Origin of the sequence: Weissella koreensis KACC 15510, from assembly GCF_000219805.1 — a bacterium.
Taxonomy (GTDB): Bacteria; Bacillota; Bacilli; order Lactobacillales; family Lactobacillaceae; genus Weissella; species Weissella koreensis.
This window is the reverse complement of record NC_015759.1, coordinates 809315-831212: the sequence shown is the minus strand read 5'-3', so window position 1 is coordinate 831212 and position 21898 is coordinate 809315. Positions and strand designations below refer to the sequence as shown.

Below are 21898 nucleotides of genomic sequence, written 5' to 3'. Positions count from 1 at the left end.
GGAGAAACTATGGACACGCTAACTTTAGATCGTTATCTTAAAAAATACGCTGACTTAATCATTTCAATTGGTGTTAATGTTCAGCCTGGTCAAGATGTTATTATCTATGCTGATATTGATCAACAAAAATTAGCTCATTTTGTTCTAGACGCGGCTTACCAAAAAAATGCCGCCCAAGTTCAAATTGAATGGAATGATCAATATCTAACCCATGAATTAATTAAGCATAGTAATCCCGATAAATTATCAATTGTGCCAACCTCAACCACGATTCGCGCAAAGGAAATTGCTGATAAACATACTGCACGTATCAGTATTATTTCGGAGGATCCAGATGCTCTAGGTGATTTGAATCAAAATGATGTTGCTAACTATTCTAAAGCCTTAGCATATGCTAAAAAGCCTGTAATGGATGCAACTATGAATAATGATTTATCATGGGTGGTTGTCGCTGCTTCTAGCCCCAAATGGGCCCATAAAGTTTTTCCTGATATTGATATTTCTGAAGCGGTAGAACAATTATGGCGAAAAATTTTTGAATTCAATCGCATCACTTTAGATAATGATCCGGTTGTCGCTTGGCAACAACATATTAAGAAATTATCAACTAAAGCTGCTTGGTTAACCCAAGAAAATTTCAAAGAAATACATTTTACTTCAAATCAAACTGACCTAACCGTTGGATTAGCTCAAGATCACGTTTGGGAAGGGGCTGATTCTTTTGATAAATCAGGTAACTACTTTACAGCTAATCTCCCTACTGAAGAAGTCTTTACGGCACCTGATTATCGTAATATTAACGGAGTTGTTAAAGCTACCAAGCCACTTTCATACGGAGGCGTTTTAATCAATGACATTGAACTAACTTTCGAGGACGGCCAAGTAACTAAAGCAACTGCTAGCTCAGGATCAGATGTTTTACAACATCTAATCCAATCTGACGATGGGGCCAAGTCTCTGGGCGAGGTTTCACTAGTACCCAATCCCTCGCCCATCTCACAATCAGGAATTATTTTTTATAATACTTTGATTGATGAAAATGCATCAAATCACCTCGCTTTAGGGGCAGCTTATCCATTTAATATTAATAACGGAACTCAAATGTCTGATGAACAACGCCAAAATAAAGGTGAAAACCTTTCAATTATCCACGTTGATTTCATGATGGGATCGGCGGATATGAACGTTGTTGGTATTAAATATGATGGCACAATCACGCCTATTTTTGAAAATGGTGACTGGATTTAATTTTTTTGAAATTAATCCTTGCATTGTATAAAATATTTTGGTATGATTATATCTGTTGTTGAGTTACTTCAATGAACAGATATGGACAGCTAGCTCAGCTGGTAGAGCAACGGACTCTTAATCCGTAGGTCCAGGGTTCGAACCCCTGGCTGTCCACTAATGAAAAGCCGTTCCTGAAATTCAGGAACGGCTTTTTCTTTGCTTTAATCCTTATAAGCTTATCTATTCACATAAATTTCACAATTCTGAATCATAAAATCATTTATAATTAAAAAAACAATCTAGATGCTTATTATCATCACAAAAATTTGATACTTATTTTAATTCTTCAAATCAATACAATCAACCTAAAATAATTAGTCATCTAATTGTTACAAATAAATCACGCTATAATTTGATAAACTTATATTGTATCATCTCAAAAATAGTTATTATTTTTACACACTATTCAGTTCTCTTTAAGAAAGGTTCTCCGATGGAAGATTCAACTAAAAAAATTATATTACAATCAATTGGTGTCACATTAACTACAATCGGTACTTTTGGTACTATTACTCATCAACAAACTGCTTCAGCTGATAACGTTCAAGATTTTATTAGCCGTGTTAAAACAGGCGTTAAGTCTGCTTCTACTCGCTATAACACTTGGGGTTCAGTCATGATGGCTCAGGCGGCTTTGGAATCAGGCTGGGGGCAATCAACCCTTGCTACACAAGCCAATAATTATTTTGGAATCAAAGGAACCTATAATGGACAATCTGTCACGATGCGGACAGCTGAATATGATGGGAATGGTAACATTTATTATGTAGATGCTCAATTTAGAAAATATCCATCACCAACCGAATCTATGAATGATAATGGAAGTTTGATTCGAAATGGGACTTCATGGAACCATGCTTTCTATTCTGGATCTTGGAAAGAAAACGCAAAGTCATATCAGGCTGCAGCCAATGCTTTGAATGGTAAATACGCTACTGATCCAGGCTATGGTTCAAAACTGATTAACATTATTCAATATAATAAATTTGATAAAGTTGTTGATAATGTTACACCTGCTAAATACAAAGTCGGGCAACAAATTCAAATTAGCAATACCGCAAATCAGGCTAATAACTATAATTTACGCAGGCATCTCAACTGGGTTGGAACCGTTAAATCTACAAGCACCTCAAATTCAGGTTATACCTATTCTGTTGATTATGGTGATGGAACTCATGATGATAAAATTATGGAACAAAATTTAAAGTCAGCTCCCGCAGCTAAATTTAAAACAGGACAAAAAGTCCAAGTTACCTCTAATGCCAGTTACGAAACAAACGGTTATCAACTTCAAAATCGACGTGGAGCAGTTGGAACCATTAAATCAGTTAAAATTAAGAATTATAGTAGCTCCCACTATGAATATTATATTAGTTACAGCGATGGAACCCATAATGACCATGTTGCTGAACAAGACTTAACCGCTAATATTGTCCAATATAAAGCTAAATTTAAAGTTGGACAACGAGTTCAAGTTCTAAACACCGCTAGTTATGAAACAAATGGTTTTTCAATCGTGAACCGTCGTAGCATGATTGGAACGATTAAAAAGGTGACGCCTAAGAATTATAGTAATTCTCATTTTGAATACTTTGTCGACTTTGGGAATGGAATCCAACACTACTATATGGCGGAACAAGATTTAACTGCTAATATTGTTCAAAACCAAGCTAAATTTAAAGTTGGTCAACAAGTTCAAGTTCTAAACACTGCTAGTTATGAAACAAATGGCTTTTCAATCGTGAATCGTCGTGGCATGGTTGGAACGGTTAAAAAGGTAACACCTAAGAATTATAGTAATTCTCATTTTGAATACTTTGTGGACTTTGGAAATGGAATTCAACACTACTATATGGCGGAACAAGATCTAACCGCTAATATTGTTCAAAACCAAGCTAAATTTAAAGTTGGTCAACGAGTTCAAGTTCTAAATACTGCCATTTATGAAACGAATGGCTTTTCAATCGTAAATCGTCGTGGCATGGTTGGAACGGTTAAAAAAGTAACACCTAAGAATTATAGTAATTCCCACTTTGAATACTTTGTCGACTTTGGGAATGGAATTCAACACTACTACATGGCGGAACAAGATTTAACCGCTAATATTGTTCAAAACCAAGCTAAATTTAAAGTTGGTCAACGAGTTCAAGTTTTAAACACCGCTAGTTATGAAACAAATGGCTTTTCAATCGTGAATCGCCGTGGCATGGTTGGAACAGTTAAAAAAGTAACACCTAAGAATTATAGCAATTCTCATTTTGAATACTTTGTCGACTTTGGGAATGGAATCCAACACTACTATATGGCGGAACAAGATCTAACCGCTAATGTTATTGCACAACACTCTTTAAATAATGAAAATAATGCTAGTTCATCTAGTTCATCTAGTTCATCTAGTTCATCTAGTTCATCTAGTTCATCTAGTTCATCTAGTTCATCTAGTTCAATTATGTCCGATATAAATCCCACAGATATTAACGCTAGTTCAAAAAATAATTAATTTAAATAAGTAAAGTTATTAACTTAATTCCATAAACAGGAATTAAGTTTTAGACGAAAATTGGACGGAAAGTTTTCGGTATTATACCGGATATTTTCCGTCCGTTTTTTATTCGTTTATTATCATAATAGCAAAATAGCAAATATAATCTTTTATAGATAAATTTATATTCATCATGTGCCTACTACTTTAAGATCTAGGATAAATTTACCATTATTGTGTTCCTTACACCGATTGCGTTTCTTTTTAAAACATAAAAAGCCCCATGGGTTGGATTAAATCTAACTCATAGGGCTTTATTCATTAGCAATGATCTGCTAAATTTTTTATTTAATTTTTTATTATACTACTGGTCTAACGTGTTTCAGACATTGATTTAGTTTCATCTGTATCGTTATCATTTTTTTAAGCATAATAACCTACTTTAATTCCTTATCGATTACGTAACGTGGACGATGTTTAATCTCTAAGAATATTTTACTAATATATTCACCAATAACTCCAATGGCTAATAACTGTAACCCGCCTATTATCCAAACTGAAACCATCAACATAGGCCAACCTGCTTCTGTATGGCCAGTAAAATATGCTATCAATGTGTATATCAAGAACAAACCACTAACAGTTAACATAAAAATACCTAGATTTCTAACCATTTCAATAGGTCGAACTGAAAATGAAGTAATACCATCTAAAGCAAAAGATAACATCTTCTTTAATGGATATTTAGTCTCGCCCGCTTCACGCTCTGCACGAGCATAGTAAACATTAGCCGATTCAAATCCTATTGTTGGGAAGATTCCCCTCAAAAACATATCTCTTTCTTCATATTGACTAAAAACTTCTAGGATTTTTTGATCAACTAATCGAAAATCTGCATGATTTGGAATAGTTTGAACACCTAGCCAATTCATAACCTTATAAAAACTCTGAGCTGAAACTCGCTTAAACCAAGAATCAGAAGTCCGGTCGTTTCTCACACCATAGACAATATTTTTACCAGAGATAGCTAATTCAACCATCTCAATAATGGATTCAGGATTATCCTGTAAATCCGCGTCAATTGTGACCACGTAATCCACATCTGTTCCCGTTAATTCCGTCATACCAGCAATTAATGCATTTTGATGCCCAAAATTACGGCTAAATTTAATACCTTTAACTCGGTTATCTTCTGCATGTAATTCTTGAGTTAAATTCCACGTTTGATCTTTACTACCATCATCTACATACATGATAAAACTATCAGGACTAACTAACTTTTTATCATTCATTTTATTAAGAATTTCCAGTAAAATTTTAGTAGTTTTTTTGATTACAGGCTCTTCATTATACGCAGGCAAAATAATTGCTAATTTTTTTAAATTCATTTTAATCCTCCAAATATAGTTCATTATTGTTTGTTAATTTATTCAATCCAATCCCTATTCCAAAAAATAGCAACGCTAAATAAATAACAAAGATGAACACATACCAATATGATGAAATAAGTGTTTGTTTGTTCTGTTCAAAAATCGATAAAGTTGGCTCTATACTATAGTCATTTTTATTGTTTTTTTGAACTGTTGTGTCATCTGGCCACTTTATGTTTTTATTTGAATAAACAAATAATCTAGAATTGGGAATATCATGATTATTTTTATTATCAATTTTCATGACATATGATCCAGGCTTCAATTTTACTTTATATCTATTATCTACATTAGCATTAGTTTTAATAATACGATTATTTTTACTATATATATTTATGTTTATTTTCTTTAACTCATTCCGTGTTAATTCACTATCTTTTATTGAAGCAAACAATACATTAGAATAATTATCAACTTCAAATTTAAACTTATATTCTGTATTTTTGTATAATTTTATTGGATGAGAATATGTGTAGTCGGAATAGGTTAATCTGCTTGTCTCTCTATTAATTACTTGTTTATTTTTTATGGCGTTAATATTAGTAACACCACCAACTATTAATAATAAAGTTCCAATTATTCCGATAATCCAAGCAAGCATTTTCTTTTTATAAATTAATGAAAATCCACTAAAATCAGTCATACTAGCGAGTACAAATATAAACGGTAATATTACAATTCCATATCGATCTCGCGATTCCCATAATAATACGTGGAAAAGGAATATCCCAACAATTGATAATATACTAAACACCACAATTGGACTAAGTTCTTTTATTATTTTGACATTTTGCATAATACTTAATAATGCCAATATGAATAGGGTTATATAAATTGGCTGTGCAATTTGCGCCAATACATAAAAAAACCTAGGAGCATTAATAGAAAACACATCACTTCTAACATCTTTAAAATCCATTAAAGGTAATCCAGCGGTAAATGTTATTCTCGCCTTATGCCAAAATAGTTTTATTAAATCGATTTTAGGAGTTGTATCTAATCTATATTTAATCGAGTCCTTTAATTCCTTAGTGCGCTCAGGCTCATCAATAGAATACCAATTCCATGTGTCATAAACATCACTTTGCCCTGCGGAATGAACATTCAGACCCATGTTAATCCATGATACTGTTGGCATCATGGTCTGATTATCTGTTTCAAAATTAAGTTGTTTCTGAATTGATTTACTTCCAATATTCATAGCTCCAAAAAGGCCAAAAGTAATTAATAATAATATTAATTTCTGCTTAGCTGTTTTTTTAATTACAAAAATGATAGTAATTAACAAAGCTATTAGGACAATCATCAAATTTTGTCTAAGCACAATTCCAAACGTCAGTGCCAAGATAGACATAAAGAAGTAGCAATACTTTCTTAAATTCGACCCTTTTCCATATAAAAATTTAGTAAAAAATCCAATACATATTAATAATATTGATAATCCAATAATATCGTTATAGATGAATAAATTGAACAACCATAGAGGAAAATATGCAAATCCAATTAATAGGAACCACTTACTATGAAACTTAGGTATTATTTTCAATTGATTATAGGCAAATACTATTCCAAAATCATATATAATTGTCTGAACTAAAACAGCTCCAAGATAATGATTGGTTATATGTAAAAAATTAAACAATTTATAAAAAAGCATCCAAAATGCTGATATCATTACATTATTTGGGTATATCTTAAAGTACTTTAACCAATCATAATTACCATTTGCTAATTGCTCAGCTTGATTAAAAACATAAGCAGTATCAGTTGTTAATGATCTTATAAAAACTATTATAAACATCACTTGTATTACAAATATTATACCTATCATTGACCAAAATTTAGCCTTAGACATTGACTGTATCTTATTGATCAAAAATGTAATAATAGATAAAAGTGCTATACTTGCACCAATTCTATAAAAAGAATTCATCAAATCGGGAGTTAAATTATTAGCTAAATTTATAGGTTGGCTTATTGTGGACGCCGCAATAAGTACTAATAATGTTAAAATCCCACTACCCAAAAATATTACATTAATGACCTTATTATTAGTTAACATTTTTTATTCCTTACGTGTTTATTTTAATTTAATTTTTTAAAATGAAAGAATAAGACTATCATCTCGAAAATTAATTATACCATTAATAAACACCCAATGTTGTGTTAGCTACCTCTATTATTGGCTAACTTAACTCTATTATCTTGATTTGAGAAAGAAGGCTCATAAATGGAAAAATTATCCATTGTCATTCCTGTTCTAAATGAACAAGAAACTATTAATATTTGTTTTGAAACTTTAGAAAAAATAAGTGCCAAAATTCCACAATATGAATTTGAGTACTGGTTTATTGATGACGGGTCAACTGATACCACAATAAAAATTCTTGAAGAATTACATCAATCTTTTCCTAATGTTCACTTTATTGAATTTTCTCGTAACTTTGGAAAAGAATCTGCCATATATGCCGGCTTACAACATTCCACTGGTAAATTCGTTATTTTAATGGATGTTGACTTACAAGATCCACCTGAACTAATTCCCGAAATGTTAAGGACCATTGAATCTGGTGATTTCGATTCAGTTGGTACCAAACGCATTTCTAGAGATAAAAAGCATCGTATACTAAACTTTTTTTCTTCATATTTTTATACTATCATAAATAAAATATCTAATACCCATATCGTTGAAGGTGCACGTGACTACAGAATTATGACTAGACAAATGGTTGATTCAATTTTATCAATGCAAGAATATAATCGTTTTTCAAAAGGCCTCTTTTCTTGGGTCGGATTTAAGCAAAAATATATTGAATATGAAAATATTAACCGTGTGGCTGGGAAGACTTCTTGGTCTGTTTGGAGCCTAATCAAATACTCAATTGAAGGTATTGTGAGCTTTTCTCAAGCTCCACTCATGCTTTCATTTTTTATGGGATTTATTTCGTTCTTTATAGCTTTAATTTTTATCATTATACTATTTGTTAGACATTTCATAGATCCTGGTGCTGCAATTAACGGGTGGACTTCAATGGTTGTTATTTTACTTATGGTTTCGGGTGTACAACTCCTAAGTTTAGGCATCATCGGTCGTTATATTTCAAATATATATCTGGAAGTTAAAAAACGGCCTATTTATTTAGCCCGTAAAATAAAATAATTAATAAAAATCTATCAATCTATTTAGTTTCGATCAAGCGTATTTTAATTAATTCGCATATCCATTATTTTTAATAAATCATTACTTTTAACCAGATAATATATATACTTGTATTGCTTTTATTTATATCAATCCTAAAGGACCAAACGTATGAAACACTACTATTTAATTTCCACAGCCGGCTATCCCAACTTTGGAGATGAGCAAATTGTTCGAAATTGGTTAGCTTTCTTTAAGAAAAATCATGCTCATGATCAAATCACTTTAGATGTTCCATTTCCAGCTCGTTCCAGCCTACTATTCAAAGATGAATTTCCTAATATTAACTTTGTTGATACTATTTGGAATCTAATTTACGCAGGCGACGATGCCGGGGCAACTTTAGAAGATCTTGATACATTGATTCATTTACTTGAAGGTGATGCACCCAGAGATTTCATGGGAATTGAAAACATTAAATCGGCTGATGAAATACATCTATTAGGTGGCGGATATTTTACAACTGATCGCCCTGAATTTAATCGAACTTATTTATTTTTCCCTATTCTAACCTACCTTAAATCTCTTAACCCTAGGCTGAAATTAATCACCCATGGGCTAGGTTTAACCCCAATTTCGAATAATTACAAAATAGAATTAGAAACCAACTATTTATCAAAATTCAATTACGTCGGTGTCCGCGACAAAGAGAGCGCTAAAATTAAAGGTACAACTTTAGAGTTAGATGATGTTTTCATGTCGCATAAATTAAACGCCCTACGAATTGATGACCAAAAAGATAATCCTGACATTTTATTGGTTTTAAAGCCCATTAATGACCAAGAAAAATTGAAAGTATTCTTAAATCAGTTAATTCAATATTTAGAGACCGAAAAAAATAAAAATAAAACCATCGGCATTTTAGAATTTATGGTCCCAATCGATAACTGGTTGTTCTTTGAACCATATCTAAACGCAATTCCGACTATTAAACAAAGACTAACCTTTTTTGGCTTTTGGGACATTTGGACAAAGGGAATACCATATAAAAAAGATCAAGAATGGATAGTTTCTAGGTTTCATGCTCACTTAATTGGCAGCATTTTAAAGGTTAAAGGCAGCATTTTTATAGAATCAGATCAATACTATCAAACCAAACAACAATCTCTCTTAGAGCTAGGCACTGGATGGCAATTGATTGAAAATGATCCGACTTTTAATATAACACCTAGCCGTAACAAGCTATTTGGCCCTCAAATAGCTTTAAAAATCGCGACCAAATTATCACGTATGAATAAATAATAAAACTTGAATATTTCCAATTTATGCATCTAAAGTAAAAAGCAGCTATTGATGGTTCTCAATAACTGCTTTTTACTTGCGTTCAATATATTATTAAATTAAACAATCTCCTAACTCCCATCAAACACTTTTAACCCATCCAACCACCAACTTTTTCATTTTGTTGCCAAAGCATTTGATAACTTCGATGTGTATATCGTGCCAGCTTGGGTTTAATACCATTGGGAAACCGTGATTTTCCTTTTAAATCAGTAATCCATTCAAAATGCATCAAACGATCCATCAAATTCTTAACTTGATCCTTAGTTAAACTATCAACCACATTATTAATTTTCAATACAAATTCATGTCCGTCTTCCTGTAAATAAACTAATTCAAGTTGTAGTCCCGGTTTCTTTGATTTTTCCTTATTTACCATTTTTTGCTCCTTTATTTTAAACTAAACTCAACGTCGTAGTATCAATAGTCTTAATTTCAAATAACGATTCTTCCAAACCAATCTCTAGAAAAACTTTAGCTAGTTCTCGAATTTGGTGCTCTGAAACATTTGAACGAACTATCCAATAACGGGTGATTTTGTCCCCGTGTTGATCTAATCCAACCATTTTTATTTTTTTGAAATTTTGTGTTACCATTAATTTCCTCTTTTCTTTACAATCAACTGGTACCAGCCATTGTGATGCTTTTTAGATTTCCATGGATACTCTTAATAACGTTTTAGATTATAAAAATGAACCACTTTTTTACGAAATACTGGAATTTTTTACCAAATATCATCCGAAATTTCGCCTTGGATTTCAGCCCAGACATAAAAAAAGGATCGCCAAATAAGACGACCCCTTTTAATTTATAATTATTTTTGAAACTAAAGCGTATATTTAAAATTTCAATATTATCTAGAATTAGTCAGGAATAATCACCGTTGCACGGCCATTTTTACTATACTCTGCAATATTTTCGAGACTGGTCATAACAGCTCTTTTACCAGTCCGTTCAACGAACGAAATTAATGCAAGAATCTTAGGCTTCATCGATCCTTCAGCAAATTCACCATCTTCAACATACTTTCGTGCTTCTGAAATAGTGATTTCATGTAATGGCTTCTCATCTGGTGTACCAAACTTGATATATGCCATATCAACAGCTGTCAAAATAACTAATTCATCAGCATCAACTACTTCTGCCAACTTAGCAGCCGTAAAGTCTTTATCAATCACTGCCTCAACTCCGTCATATCCATTGGTAGTCTTAACAACGGGGATTCCTCCCCCGCCACCAGCAATCAATACAGCTCCGGAATTAGCCAAAGTCTCGATTGACTTTGCTTCTACAATATTAATTGGCTTGGGTGATGGAACGACCCGTCGGAATCCACGGCCCGCATCTTCTTTAAAGACCCAATCAGGATGAGCTGCCTTGAGTTCATCAAGTTCTGCCTCTTGATAAAACATTCCAATTGGCTTAGTTGGATTTTGGAAGGCTTGATCTTTGCCGTCAACTACCGTACGTGTCACAATCGTTACAACTTGGCTATCCTTCAATTGTTCATCCAAAGCGTTGGCCATCCAGAAACCAATTTCTCCTTGTGTCATAGCGCCTACAGTATCAAGTGGCATAGCTGGGTTATTTTCAGTTGCACCCAAAGCACCTTGCAATAATAGGTTACCAACTTGAGGACCATTTCCATGGGTAATCAAAAGTTGTGCATCTGGATTGGCCTTAACGTATCCTGCTAATTTCTCAGCAGTATCTTTTAAAGCTGCTTGTTGGGCTTGTGCTGATGCATCCTTAGTTAAAATAGCGTTTCCGCCAAGCGCAAAGATTACTCGTTTTGTCATTTTTTTATCCACCTTTATTTTTAATTTTATTTTTTAAATTGCAATTGCGCCTGTCATTAATCCAATTACCGTTCCTATGGCAATAATTGTTACAATCGCCATCATCAACCATTCAAACTTTTTAATCTTGTTTGATCCAACAGTATAAATATAGAAACCAAATCCAAGTACTAATACCAATGTTGATAAGGCTAAGTATTCAAGTCCAGAAACCGCGACGGCAATGATTTCAAATACCACGACAATCAAACCTGGCAACCAAACCTTAGCAGTATGTTGTTGCAATCCCAACTTCAATTGGTACATTCCAACAAAGAAGTAACTAATAACAATCGCAACTGTACATAAACTAAGTGCAAATTGATAAGCTGAATCAGTAAAGATCAAAGTCAAGATCAAAGCTTGTAGCAAAACCTGTGTGAACACCAAGCTACCAACAGGAGCACCAACTGAATTAGTTTTTCCCATCCACTTAGGGAAGATGTTTTGTTCTGATAGACGTTGCAATGGTTCAACTGGCAATAAGAACCAACTTAGCAAAGCCCCGACCAAAGTAATAATAAGAGCAATACTCATAAAGGCTGATCCCAAAGGTCCAACTGTGTTTTCAGTAACATAAACTAATCCAGGCTGGCTGATTGTTGCTAATTTAGCCTGGCTTAACATTCCAAATGGTAATACTGAAATAACGAAGTACAAGAAGAAGAGAACCACCGTTCCAATCATTGTTGCTTTTCCTATATCTGACTTCTTTTCAGCACGATCCCCTAACATTGAAGCTGATTCAATTCCAACAAACAAGAAAATCATTGAAAGCAATCCGGCTCCGAATTGACTCATAAATCCGCTAAAAGTCATCTCGCTAAATGTTAAATGCCCCATATTGTTGGTCATATTTTGCCAAAAATGTGCTGTAAAAATCCCAGACTTGAAGAAGATGATTCCAAAAATAATAAAAACAAACAAAGCACCAACTTTAAATACCGTTACAATCGTGTTGAAACTCGAAACTTTTTCTGCTCCAAACTTAACAACTCCCCAAGTTAATAACCATGAGAACAAGGAAATGAAAATTAACGTCTCTGGACTATTTCCCTCTTGGAACGCTGCCAAAAATGGAACATAACGTGAGAAAATGCTGATTGCTTGAGACAACATAATTAAGAATGCCAAATTACCAGAAAAGCCACTTACGAAATATGATATTCCAGAACTGGCCGCAGCTAACTTACCACTACCAGCATAAGCATAATCAGTAACACCATTCAGTTCAGGTTTAGTCCGAGAAAGACTTGTAAAGACCCAAGACAATGCTCCAATTCCAATCATAACGAAAATCCAAGCAACAATTGTTACACCGATTGTACTTCCCTGTGCCAAAGTTGTTGATACGTTAAATATTCCTGAACCCAAACAACTGGTAACTACCCCACTAATCAGGGCAATTAGACCTATCTTTTTTGCTCCACCTTTTTCATCCATTTTCTTACTCCAATTCAAAATAAAAAGGAAAAGCCTTTCGGTTAAGAAACGCCTTTCCTTATGCTAACGCAAGTCCTGCGTATTCTTATTTTATTAAGCTTTCGGATACATTGAAACGTCACCCAAAGTTGCGACCATAATTGCTTTAATTGAATGCTTACGGTTTTCGGCCTCTTCGAATTGACGTCCTTGTGCACTTTCAAAGACTTCATTAGTAACTTCGATTCCGTCTTCTCCAACAAGTCCAGGGAAGTTTTCATGAGCTTCCTTTGCCATCTTAGTATTCATATCGTGATAAGCAGGTAGGCAGTGCATCAAGATAGTATCTTTACGGCCTGTCTTTGCCATCATTTCTGCATTGATTTGGTAGTCTCCGAGCAAGTTCAGACGCTCTTCCCAATTATCCTCACCCATTGATACCCAAACGTCGGCATACAATGCGTTTGAACCCTTTACACCTTCATCAACATCACTAGTGATCATTGGCTTTGCACCTGTCTCTTTTGCATACTTTTCAGCAATTTCGATCACATCGCTAGCTGGTTGCAATTCCTTTGGTGCTACGATATGAACATTAACGCCCAACATAGTTCCAGCAACAAGCAATGAATGAGCCACGTTATTACGCCCATCACCAACGAAAGTCAAAGTAATATCATTTCCAAGATGTCCAAATTCTTCTTGGAGTGTCATAAAGTCGGCAATCATTTGTGTTGGATGCCATTCGTCTGTCAAACCATTCCAAACAGGCTTCTTACGACCCTTAGTATCTATAGCATTTTCAGCCATAGCTTCCATATCTGATTGGGCAAATCCACGGTATTCAATTCCATCAGCCATTCCAGCAAAAACTTTAGCTGAATCAGCAACAGATTCTTTCTTACCGAATTGACTTGAATTTGGATCGATATAAACAGTGTTAGCACCTAACTCATCAGCCCCGAATTCAAATGATAGACGTGTTCGCGTTGAAGTTTTTGAGAACAACAAGATAACATTTTTATCATGTAAATATTTAGTAACAGTAGCGCCACCTGATTTTTGAGTTTCCAACTCATCACGCAAATCAATACTTAAGTTGATTAATTCTTGTAATTCTGCTGGAGTAAAGTCGATTTCCTTTAGGAAAGAACGTCCGTTCATACCACGTAATACATCATAATTTGTCATTCTTGTTTTTCCCCTTTTAATTTTTCATTCATTACTTCGATTTTAATAAAATATTTTTTATTTTATAGATTATCACGCCAGATTGGTTGTGACATGCAACGTCCACCACCACGTCCACGTGCTAACTCACTTGACTTAATTTCATTAACCTTAATTCCATGCTCTTGCATTAATTTGATAGAAACGTAATTACGATCATAGGTAACCACCTCACCAGGTGCAATTGTCAAATTGTTTGAACCGTCATTCCATTGTTCACGTGGAGCAATGATTGGGTCACCACCACCAGTCTCAATTAGATCCAAATCATCTAACTTTAAGACTTCCTTCAAAGTGTCCTTTAAATTATTACGATGCTCCATAACAACTTGTCCTTGATCACCAGAATGTAAGATGTTAATGTTCATCTTTCCATCGTCATCCATGATACCTGGGAAGACAGTAAATTGATCATAATTAACCATTGTGAACACTGTATCCAAATGCATCATCGCATGGTTATGAGGGATCTCAACTGCAACGATGGTATCAAAGTTACTATCTTGGTTAGAAAATAGCTCTTCAGCCAAAGCTTGGACTGCTCGACTTGACGTACGTTGTGAAACTCCAACTGCCAAGACATGATCATTAAGAACCAATTCATCTCCACCTTCGATACGTGCATCTGTATTACGATCAAGCCAGATATCAACGTTCCCAGCAAAGCGTGGGTGGTACTTCATAACAAATTCTGTAATCAATGACTCTGGACGCCTAGCCTCAAATGTCATATAGTTGATTGTCAATCCACTTCCCATCATGGCCTGTGGGTCACGTGTGAAGTAAGCATTTGGCAACGGATCCATTAAGAATGGATTTTCGGCATCTGAGCCAGCCACATCGTGAAGGTTAGGATGCTTAAAATCTACTAATTCTCGACGTACACCAGCGTAAATCGTAGAAACCAAATCATGTGTTGACAATGTATTTAGATATCCCTTGATATCTTTCATTGCATCATTCATGTAATGGTGTTCATTAAGATAACGTGTTAGAAACTCATCTTTAACTGTTTCATCAGCTAGCACATCTTCTAACAATTGTTCGATATAAACTGTCTCGATTCCTTTATCTTGCAAAGTCTTGGCAAAATAGTCATGTTCTATTTGCGCATTTTTCAAAAAAGGAATGTCATCAAACAACAAACGTTCCATAGTATCCGGTGTAATATTTTCGATTTCTGCACCAGGCCTATGTAACAAGACTGTCTTCAAAGTACCAATTTCTGAATTGACTTGAATTGCTGGATTCTTAATCATTATTAAATCTCCCATCTAGTAATACATCATTGAAATATTGAAATAATTTTTAGTTATTGAGAAGCGTGTATTACTTTTCTCAACGCCTTAATAATAGTCTGTTATATCAACAATGTAAAGGCTTTCATTTGAATTTATAATTCTTAATATATTACATTTTTAAATAAATATACATACCCTAGATTGTGAATTTATTATTAATCATTCATTAACACGACGGGTTTAATTTAACATATACCAATTTTAAGATGAACCAACTTATATCAATTTTATGCATTATAAAGTTAGATCCTGCATAAAAATTTGTTGGATTTTTTATTAAAGTGTTCGGATTATTTTTATAATTTGCCATATTAAAAAAAGAACCATCATAAATGATGATTCTTCTGAAATTTATATTATTTTTCTTTATTTTTATGTTCTGACAAGTCTAAAATTTGATTTACTTTATTGAAACGATCATTTTTATGCGGCCAAAGTTGCTCTAAAATAGCCGTCACCATCGTTCCGATTAACGCAATCGTAGCCACCAAATTCAACCAAATCATCAAGATTACAACCGAACCAATTGCTTGATAAAAAGAATATGAGCGGCCTGCAATTTTAACATAAAATCCAAATCCTTTTGCTAACAATAACATCCCCAATAATTGGACCACCGTACCAATCACCACGAAGATAAAACGAGGTTTTTTTGCCGGTATCAAGAAATTAAATAAACAAAGACCAAAAAACATCCCTACTGGTATTGTAGCCGATTTTAAATAATTAAGTTGATGCGTTAATTGGGCATTAATTGGTAATGCATCTAATATATTGGAACCGATTGAAAAAACTAAAAATAACACTGCCATAATTCCTAATAGTAAAATCAACCAAGCCACGGATATGGCCCGTCCCAAGAAGGAATTACTATTAACTTTAACATCATAAATTTCATTTTGAGATTGGCGTATCATTGCTATTACTCTACTCAAAGACCAAAGAGCCACTACCACTGAGAAAGATAGAGTTCCCACGCCTGGATGCTTTAGAATTGATTCAATCATGGGTGAAATCACTCCCGCAATTGATTTGGGCATTCCACTATCCAAAAAATTCATAATTACATCCGTGGTTAGTCCTAGCAGTGGTAAAATGGCTGCCAAAAATATTATTGCTGGAAATAGGGACAATAATCCATAATATGAAATGGCTGCCGTAGAAACACCCAGATCAATCCGGGTGATTGTTTTGTATATTGTTTTAATATATACATTATCAGTCATCTTTTTTATCTTTATTTTCATAACTTTATCCAGCCTTATTTTCCGTCATATCTTAAATTATACGGAAAATAGTAGTGATTTCAAATAAAAAAGCTTATTACTCAAGATATATCTCCCAAGTAACAAGCTCATATTTATTAATTACATATGTAATAATCCAAAAGCACCCAAAATAATAACAACAATTCCAATTACAATTCGGTACCAACCAAAGGCCTTGAAATCATTTTGCTTAATATAGTTCATCATAAATTTGATTGCATACCAAGCCACAATCCATGAAACAATGAACCCAATAGCAAGGACAATTCCTTGCATTCCAGTGAAAGTACCACCCTTATGGAAGAAACTACCCAACTTTAGGATTGAAACTCCTACCATTACCGGAATACTGAGGAAGAACGAAAATTCAGCTGCAGCTACTCGTGATACGCCGAGGAATACAGCTCCTAAGATAGTCGCTCCTGAGCGAGATGTTCCAGGAACAATTGACAGAACTTGAATCAACCCAATTGTAAATGCTAATTTATAAGACATTTTATTTACATCGGTTAACCATGGCTGTACGTCTTCACGTTCATTATGCTTTTCCATAAAAATAAATAAAATACCATAAAAGATTAAGGCACTAGCTACCACCGTTGGCGTCATAAAATGAGCGTCCATAAAATCATTCAATAATAATCCAATCACTGCAGCAGGCAAACAAGCTACAATCACTTTAAACCATAATTGCCAAGTTTGTTGTTTTTCAATTCCATTTTTTTTCGGTGAAAATGGATTCAATTTATGGAAGTACAATTGAATCACGGCCATGATAGCCCCTAATTGAATCACATAATCAAAGACATTCATGAAAGCTTTAGTCCAGACCGTACCACCAGGTATTTTCATTAATGATTCAGCAATAATAATATGTCCAGTTGATGAAACCGGTAAAAACTCAGTCAATCCTTCAACAATCCCAATAATTATTGATTTAATAAAATCAAACATTCTATGTCCTCTTTCGTTACTTGTCTACCATGATATCTCCACGGTATGTTGTCAATGTTAATCGATCATCTTGATCAAAATTAGTTTGATACCACTTTTTAGCTGATATATGCTTAAACTCAATTTTACCTTGATTTTGAACCACTAAACGATATCCTAAATCAGATTGTTGTTGAGCAGTGATATTACCACTTTGCGTTGCAATCGTACCTGCTCCTGCTAATTTAAGCCCTTTTAAATTATAATCACCATAAATTGATTGTGCAAATAAATCTTGAGCCGAAACTTGATTTAGTGTCGTCATTCCTTTATTAACACTTAGTAACGCTTGACCTAATTGACTTTTTTGAACAATCAGCTCAGCTTCATCAATGTGAACTTGAGTTTTATCGCTTTTCAAATTACGTAAATTAACGTTACCTGAACCAGTATTCATATTAGTATGTTTACTTATTAATCCATCAATATGAGTTGCTCCATTATCATTATTCAAATCTAATTGATTTATATTACTATGCAAAATTTTAATTTGTCCTTCAATGTTATTCAAACGCGTATTTTTAGCTGCTATTTGATTTAACTCAATATTACCATTCTGCACATTAAATTTAATCTTTTGTAGCTTTACTTCTGTTGGAACTTTAATTGTTAAATGATCTTCATCTTGTAAGACATCTGAAAAACTAGGCATATTATCGTTCATATTTTGATAAGTAAGTTTTAATGTCTTTTGGTCCTTATGGATTTTAAATCCAGCATCGTTCGTAATATTTCCTTCAACGACAATTCCATTCTTAATATTTTGATCTGGTTGAATCTCAATATCTAATGTATCACCTTGAATTGTAATATCATTAATGTCTTTAATTTTTTGGTTAATTTTAACATTATTAGGTACCCAAAAATGACCGTGATGCCAAAACACTCTAGTTCCTCCACCATTCATGGAACCAAAGACCATAAATACAATCCCTAACACCATTAAAATGAAGCCAATGATGAATGAGCGAATAATTTTATTCATGATCTACTCCTGTGATTTTAGCAAAACGTAATCCTACCGACTTCGTATAACGCATCAATAAATTCATTAATCCATGCATCATAGCACCAGCAATTGGCCAACCAACAAATTGAATTCCAATTAGAAATATTCCAACACCACCTTGGAAAATAGCAATTGCATGGTGGTGACCAAACACTGAAATCCCCATGAAAATTTGATAAATTCCCATTAATAAGATTAATACTAATCCTAAGTCAATAATAACCATAATTACTGTCATCAAAAATAAGCCTATAAAAATTAAAAACATCGCTGGATACCAAGCAACATTGGACATTAGTAAACCAATGACCATTCCCAACAACTGAAATTGTCGGCGAATCTGTTTGATTCGATGTGTAAAACTAAATTCACCATTAATTAAACTATTATTTTCAGCAATAGTATCAGCATCAATCGAATATTCAACCATTGCTTTTTGTGCTAATTGCCGTGGAGTTCCTAACTCATTGATCAAGAGTTCCCCACTTAACTCATTCTTTTCTGCATAGATTCGATAATCTTGAATAATTTCGTTTTTTTTATCTTCCGGTAACCCGACTAAATGACCTTCAAGTTGCGAAAAGTAAATATTACTTTTCATTGCTTTCCTCCGTATAAATTCCAAAACATTCTAATAATCTCTATTGTAGACTATATTATATGTCATATACTGTCAAGCGAATTTCAAAAGGCTAATCTTTTGATAAATTTATATCATCATAGCTTTTTTAACTAACTAACTAACATCATTCTAATTTAAAAAAACAAGGTTCGATTTTGATACGAAACCTTGTTTTTTAATTTATTCTGTACTTGCTGTAATAGTACTTGAACTATCACTCTCAGTTGACTCTTCCTGCTCTAACGTTGGTAAACCATTCGATTCTATTTTATAATCAGAAACCTTACCTGCATACAAAGGTCCAGCCTTCGCCTTTTTAAGATTTAATGATTTTCGCAAAACATTTGTCGCTCGCTGTTGCTCGCTACGCGTAACATGTTCATATGAAACACCATTAATTTCCTGACCACCACCTTGAATATGATCTGTCACAATTTTATTAGCTGCTGGCAAATAATTCTTTACAATCAGCATCATATCATCATATGTTAGATCAGTTCGCGCATTTTTAGAAATTGTATTCAAAAAGCTTTGATTAACCAAGCGAGTTGGATTTGATTTAGCCTTCGTCATAATAGCTTGTAGAACTAAACGTTGGCGTTGAGTTCGCCCATAATCACCTTGTGGGTCATCATAACGCATCCGTGAGAATGCCAACGCTGCTGCCCCATTCATCTTGTTTGAATATATATACTTTTTATCCGTTGCATTTTTATTAAATCCATATGTAGCTGAGTTTTTAGTAAAAGTATACAGATCTCCTGGATCCTCGTGACCATAATTATAACCTGAGTCAGCATGGGCCGTTGTAGGATTAAATTTAAAGGTCAAAGGTGAAACAACCTTAATACCACCAACTTCATTAACCACGTCTTCCATTCCACGCATATTTACCATTCCATAATAATCAATTGGAACATTCAACCATTTTTGAACAGTTTTAATAGTTGCGGCTTCTTGTCCAAATTCATATGCTGAATTCATCTTTTGAGGAAACTCCGACTCATAGCCAACTGGAGCAATCACCGTGTCTCGTGGAATTGACATCAAAGTCGTTTGCTTTTTCTTAGGATTAACAGTCATTAACATTAATGAATCTGTTCTTCCGGCATCCGAACGGCCTAATTCACCTGTATCAGTTCCCATTAGTAAGACCGTAAAAGGTTTACTCTTTTCTAAAGCAGCTGAGACGTTACGGGACTTATCAATTCCGGCACTGGAATATGTCTTATCAACAGCGTCATGAACTCGATTATAAGTTCTGGCAGCCATTACACCTAAAATAATTCCCATACAGCCTAAGACAACTCCAAAGATTCTAAAATATCTTAAGCGGGTCTTTTTAGGCTTTTGATCCTTATCGTACATATTATTACGTGAAACCCGGCTTAAAGATTGATTTTCATCTAAGTTTGGCTCATTATCCATTAAATTTCTCCTCATTTTTGGGGCTGAGTCACCCACTCTTATGTTAATTTTTCACTATTAATCCATAATATCATTTATTAATAGGATTTACTGAAATTTAAAATGCATCTTTACTAATTTTATACTTTTTTCTTTAATCAACCTTAAACAGCAACAGGTGCCTTAATTGATTTAGCGGGATGGTACCCTTCAATTTGAATATCTTCAAGTTCATAATCAAAAATAGATTTAACATTGGGATTAAGTTTGAGTTTTGGTAATGCTTGCATCGGACGATTTAATTGTTCCTGGACTTGCTCAATGTGGTTAGCATAAATATGGGCGTCCCCGAAAGTATGAATGAATTCACCGACTTCTAATCCTGTCTGAGCAGCTACCATATGTAACAATAACGCATATGAAGCAATATTAAACGGTACTCCTAAGAAAATATCACCCGAACGTTGATACAATTGAAGACTTAATTTTCCATTAACCACATAAAATTGAAATAACGAATGACATGGTGGTAATGCTTGCATTGGAACAGCTTCTGGATTCCAAGCTGACACTATCAATCGGCGTGAAGTTGGATTAGTTTTAATTTCATTTACAACATTATCGATTTGATCAATAAATCCACCTTGGACTTTTTCCCAATGACGCCACTGTGCACCATAAACTTGACCTAAATCACCATATTTAGCTGCAAATTCATCGTCATTTAAAATAGAATCACAAAATATCTGATGTTGTTGTTCATACGCTAATTTAAAGTCAGAATCTTGATAAATACGATGACCAAAATCAGTCATATCTGGGCCATCATAATCGCTTGAATTAACCCAATTTTTAAAAGCCCACTCATCCCATATGTGATTGTTATTTTCAAGAAGGTACCGAATATTAGTCTCACCCTTTAAAAACCATAGAAGTTCACTCTTTATTAATTTAAAAGCAACTCGTTTAGTTGTTAAAAGTGGGAATCCTTCGCTCAAATCATAGCGTTGTTGGCGGCCAAATACAGAATACGTTCCAGTTCCAGTTCGATCGTTCTTAAATTCTCCATTTTCTAAAACATCTTTAGCGAAATCCAAATAGGCTTGTTCACTTTTACTCATGATCA

General features: G+C 33.8%; 18 protein-coding genes and 1 tRNA gene. 5 read left to right on the top strand and 14 right to left on the bottom strand.

What is annotated here, in order from left to right; translation table 11 throughout:
- The first annotated feature begins 9 nt into the window (after positions 1-9).
- The 3 genes from WKK_RS04015 to WKK_RS07005 all read left to right on the top strand — a co-directional run bounded on the left by WKK_RS04015 (position 10) and on the right by WKK_RS07005 (position 3790).
- On the top strand, positions 10-1248 hold the full coding sequence (locus tag WKK_RS04015; protein ID WP_013989547.1) for an aminopeptidase: 1239 nt from the start codon (positions 10-12) through the stop codon (positions 1246-1248).
- An 83-nt stretch (positions 1249-1331) separates the two neighbouring features.
- Positions 1332-1404, top strand: a tRNA-Lys gene (locus WKK_RS04010).
- 319 nt (positions 1405-1723) lie between these two features.
- On the top strand, positions 1724-3790 hold the full coding sequence (locus WKK_RS07005) for a glycoside hydrolase family 73 protein (protein WP_013989546.1): 2067 nt from the start codon (positions 1724-1726) through the stop codon (positions 3788-3790).
- A 419-nt stretch (positions 3791-4209) separates the two neighbouring features.
- Here the strand turns inward: WKK_RS07005 and WKK_RS04000 are convergent, their stop codons facing one another.
- Together WKK_RS04000 and WKK_RS03995 are read right to left on the bottom strand one after the other, a co-directional pair.
- Positions 4210-5160 carry a glycosyltransferase family 2 protein gene (locus WKK_RS04000; protein WP_013989545.1) on the bottom strand — a complete coding sequence of 317 codons (951 nt, stop codon included), beginning with the start codon at positions 5158-5160 and terminating at the stop codon, positions 4210-4212.
- A gap of 1 nt (position 5161) precedes the next feature.
- Positions 5162-7264, bottom strand: a complete 2103-nt coding sequence (locus WKK_RS03995) for a hypothetical protein (protein ID WP_013989544.1) — start codon at positions 7262-7264, stop codon at positions 5162-5164.
- 168 nt (positions 7265-7432) lie between these two features.
- On the opposite strand from WKK_RS03995, the gene WKK_RS03990 reads away from it, so the two are divergent.
- Positions 7433-8362, top strand: coding sequence for a glycosyltransferase family 2 protein (locus tag WKK_RS03990; RefSeq protein WP_013989543.1), 930 nt, complete (start codon positions 7433-7435; stop codon positions 8360-8362).
- 150 nt (positions 8363-8512) lie between these two features.
- Positions 8513-9643: a polysaccharide pyruvyl transferase family protein gene (locus WKK_RS03985; RefSeq protein ID WP_013989542.1), complete on the top strand. Its 1131-nt coding sequence runs from the start codon at positions 8513-8515 to the stop codon at positions 9641-9643.
- Positions 9644-9773: 130 nt separating this feature from the next.
- Here the strand turns inward: WKK_RS03985 and WKK_RS03980 are convergent, their stop codons facing one another.
- From WKK_RS03980 to WKK_RS03925, 12 genes are all read right to left on the bottom strand, one after another.
- Positions 9774-10061 (bottom strand): DUF2922 domain-containing protein, encoded by a 288-nt coding sequence (locus WKK_RS03980; protein ID WP_006846235.1) that lies wholly within the window; start codon positions 10059-10061, stop codon positions 9774-9776.
- A 16-nt stretch (positions 10062-10077) separates the two neighbouring features.
- On the bottom strand, positions 10078-10278 hold the full coding sequence (locus WKK_RS03975) for a hypothetical protein (RefSeq protein ID WP_006846234.1): 201 nt from the start codon (positions 10276-10278) through the stop codon (positions 10078-10080).
- A gap of 267 nt (positions 10279-10545) precedes the next feature.
- Positions 10546-11481 carry a carbamate kinase gene (arcC, locus tag WKK_RS03970; RefSeq protein WP_013989541.1) on the bottom strand — a complete coding sequence of 312 codons (936 nt, stop codon included), beginning with the start codon at positions 11479-11481 and terminating at the stop codon, positions 10546-10548.
- Between the two features lie 33 nt (positions 11482-11514).
- The gene (locus WKK_RS03965) at positions 11515-12963 is read right to left on the bottom strand and encodes an amino acid permease (RefSeq protein ID WP_006846232.1); all 1449 of its coding nucleotides are present in this window, start codon (positions 12961-12963) and stop codon (positions 11515-11517) included.
- 93 nt (positions 12964-13056) lie between these two features.
- Entirely contained in the window at positions 13057-14133 is a 1077-nt protein-coding gene (gene argF / locus WKK_RS03960; protein WP_013989540.1) for an ornithine carbamoyltransferase, read from the bottom strand.
- A 62-nt stretch (positions 14134-14195) separates the two neighbouring features.
- A complete protein-coding gene (gene arcA / locus WKK_RS03955) occupies positions 14196-15431 on the bottom strand; it encodes an arginine deiminase (protein ID WP_006846230.1) in 1236 nt (411 codons plus the stop codon).
- Positions 15432-15829: 398 nt separating this feature from the next.
- Positions 15830-16720 carry a YihY/virulence factor BrkB family protein gene (locus WKK_RS03950; RefSeq protein WP_006846229.1) on the bottom strand — a complete coding sequence of 297 codons (891 nt, stop codon included), beginning with the start codon at positions 16718-16720 and terminating at the stop codon, positions 15830-15832.
- A 120-nt stretch (positions 16721-16840) separates the two neighbouring features.
- Positions 16841-17695, bottom strand: coding sequence for an undecaprenyl-diphosphate phosphatase (locus tag WKK_RS03945; RefSeq protein ID WP_013989538.1), 855 nt, complete (start codon positions 17693-17695; stop codon positions 16841-16843).
- A 16-nt stretch (positions 17696-17711) separates the two neighbouring features.
- On the bottom strand, positions 17712-18719 hold the full coding sequence (locus tag WKK_RS03940) for a DUF4097 family beta strand repeat-containing protein (RefSeq protein ID WP_006846227.1): 1008 nt from the start codon (positions 18717-18719) through the stop codon (positions 17712-17714).
- A complete protein-coding gene (locus WKK_RS03935) occupies positions 18712-19344 on the bottom strand; it encodes a DUF1700 domain-containing protein (protein WP_006846226.1) in 633 nt (210 codons plus the stop codon). Before WKK_RS03935 ends, WKK_RS03940 begins: the two co-directional genes overlap by 8 nt.
- A gap of 201 nt (positions 19345-19545) precedes the next feature.
- Positions 19546-20793: an LCP family glycopolymer transferase gene (locus WKK_RS03930; protein WP_013989537.1), complete on the bottom strand. Its 1248-nt coding sequence runs from the start codon at positions 20791-20793 to the stop codon at positions 19546-19548.
- Between the two features lie 143 nt (positions 20794-20936).
- Positions 20937-21893: a thymidylate synthase gene (locus WKK_RS03925; RefSeq protein WP_013989536.1), complete on the bottom strand. Its 957-nt coding sequence runs from the start codon at positions 21891-21893 to the stop codon at positions 20937-20939.
- Positions 21894-21898: the final 5 nt, after the last annotated feature.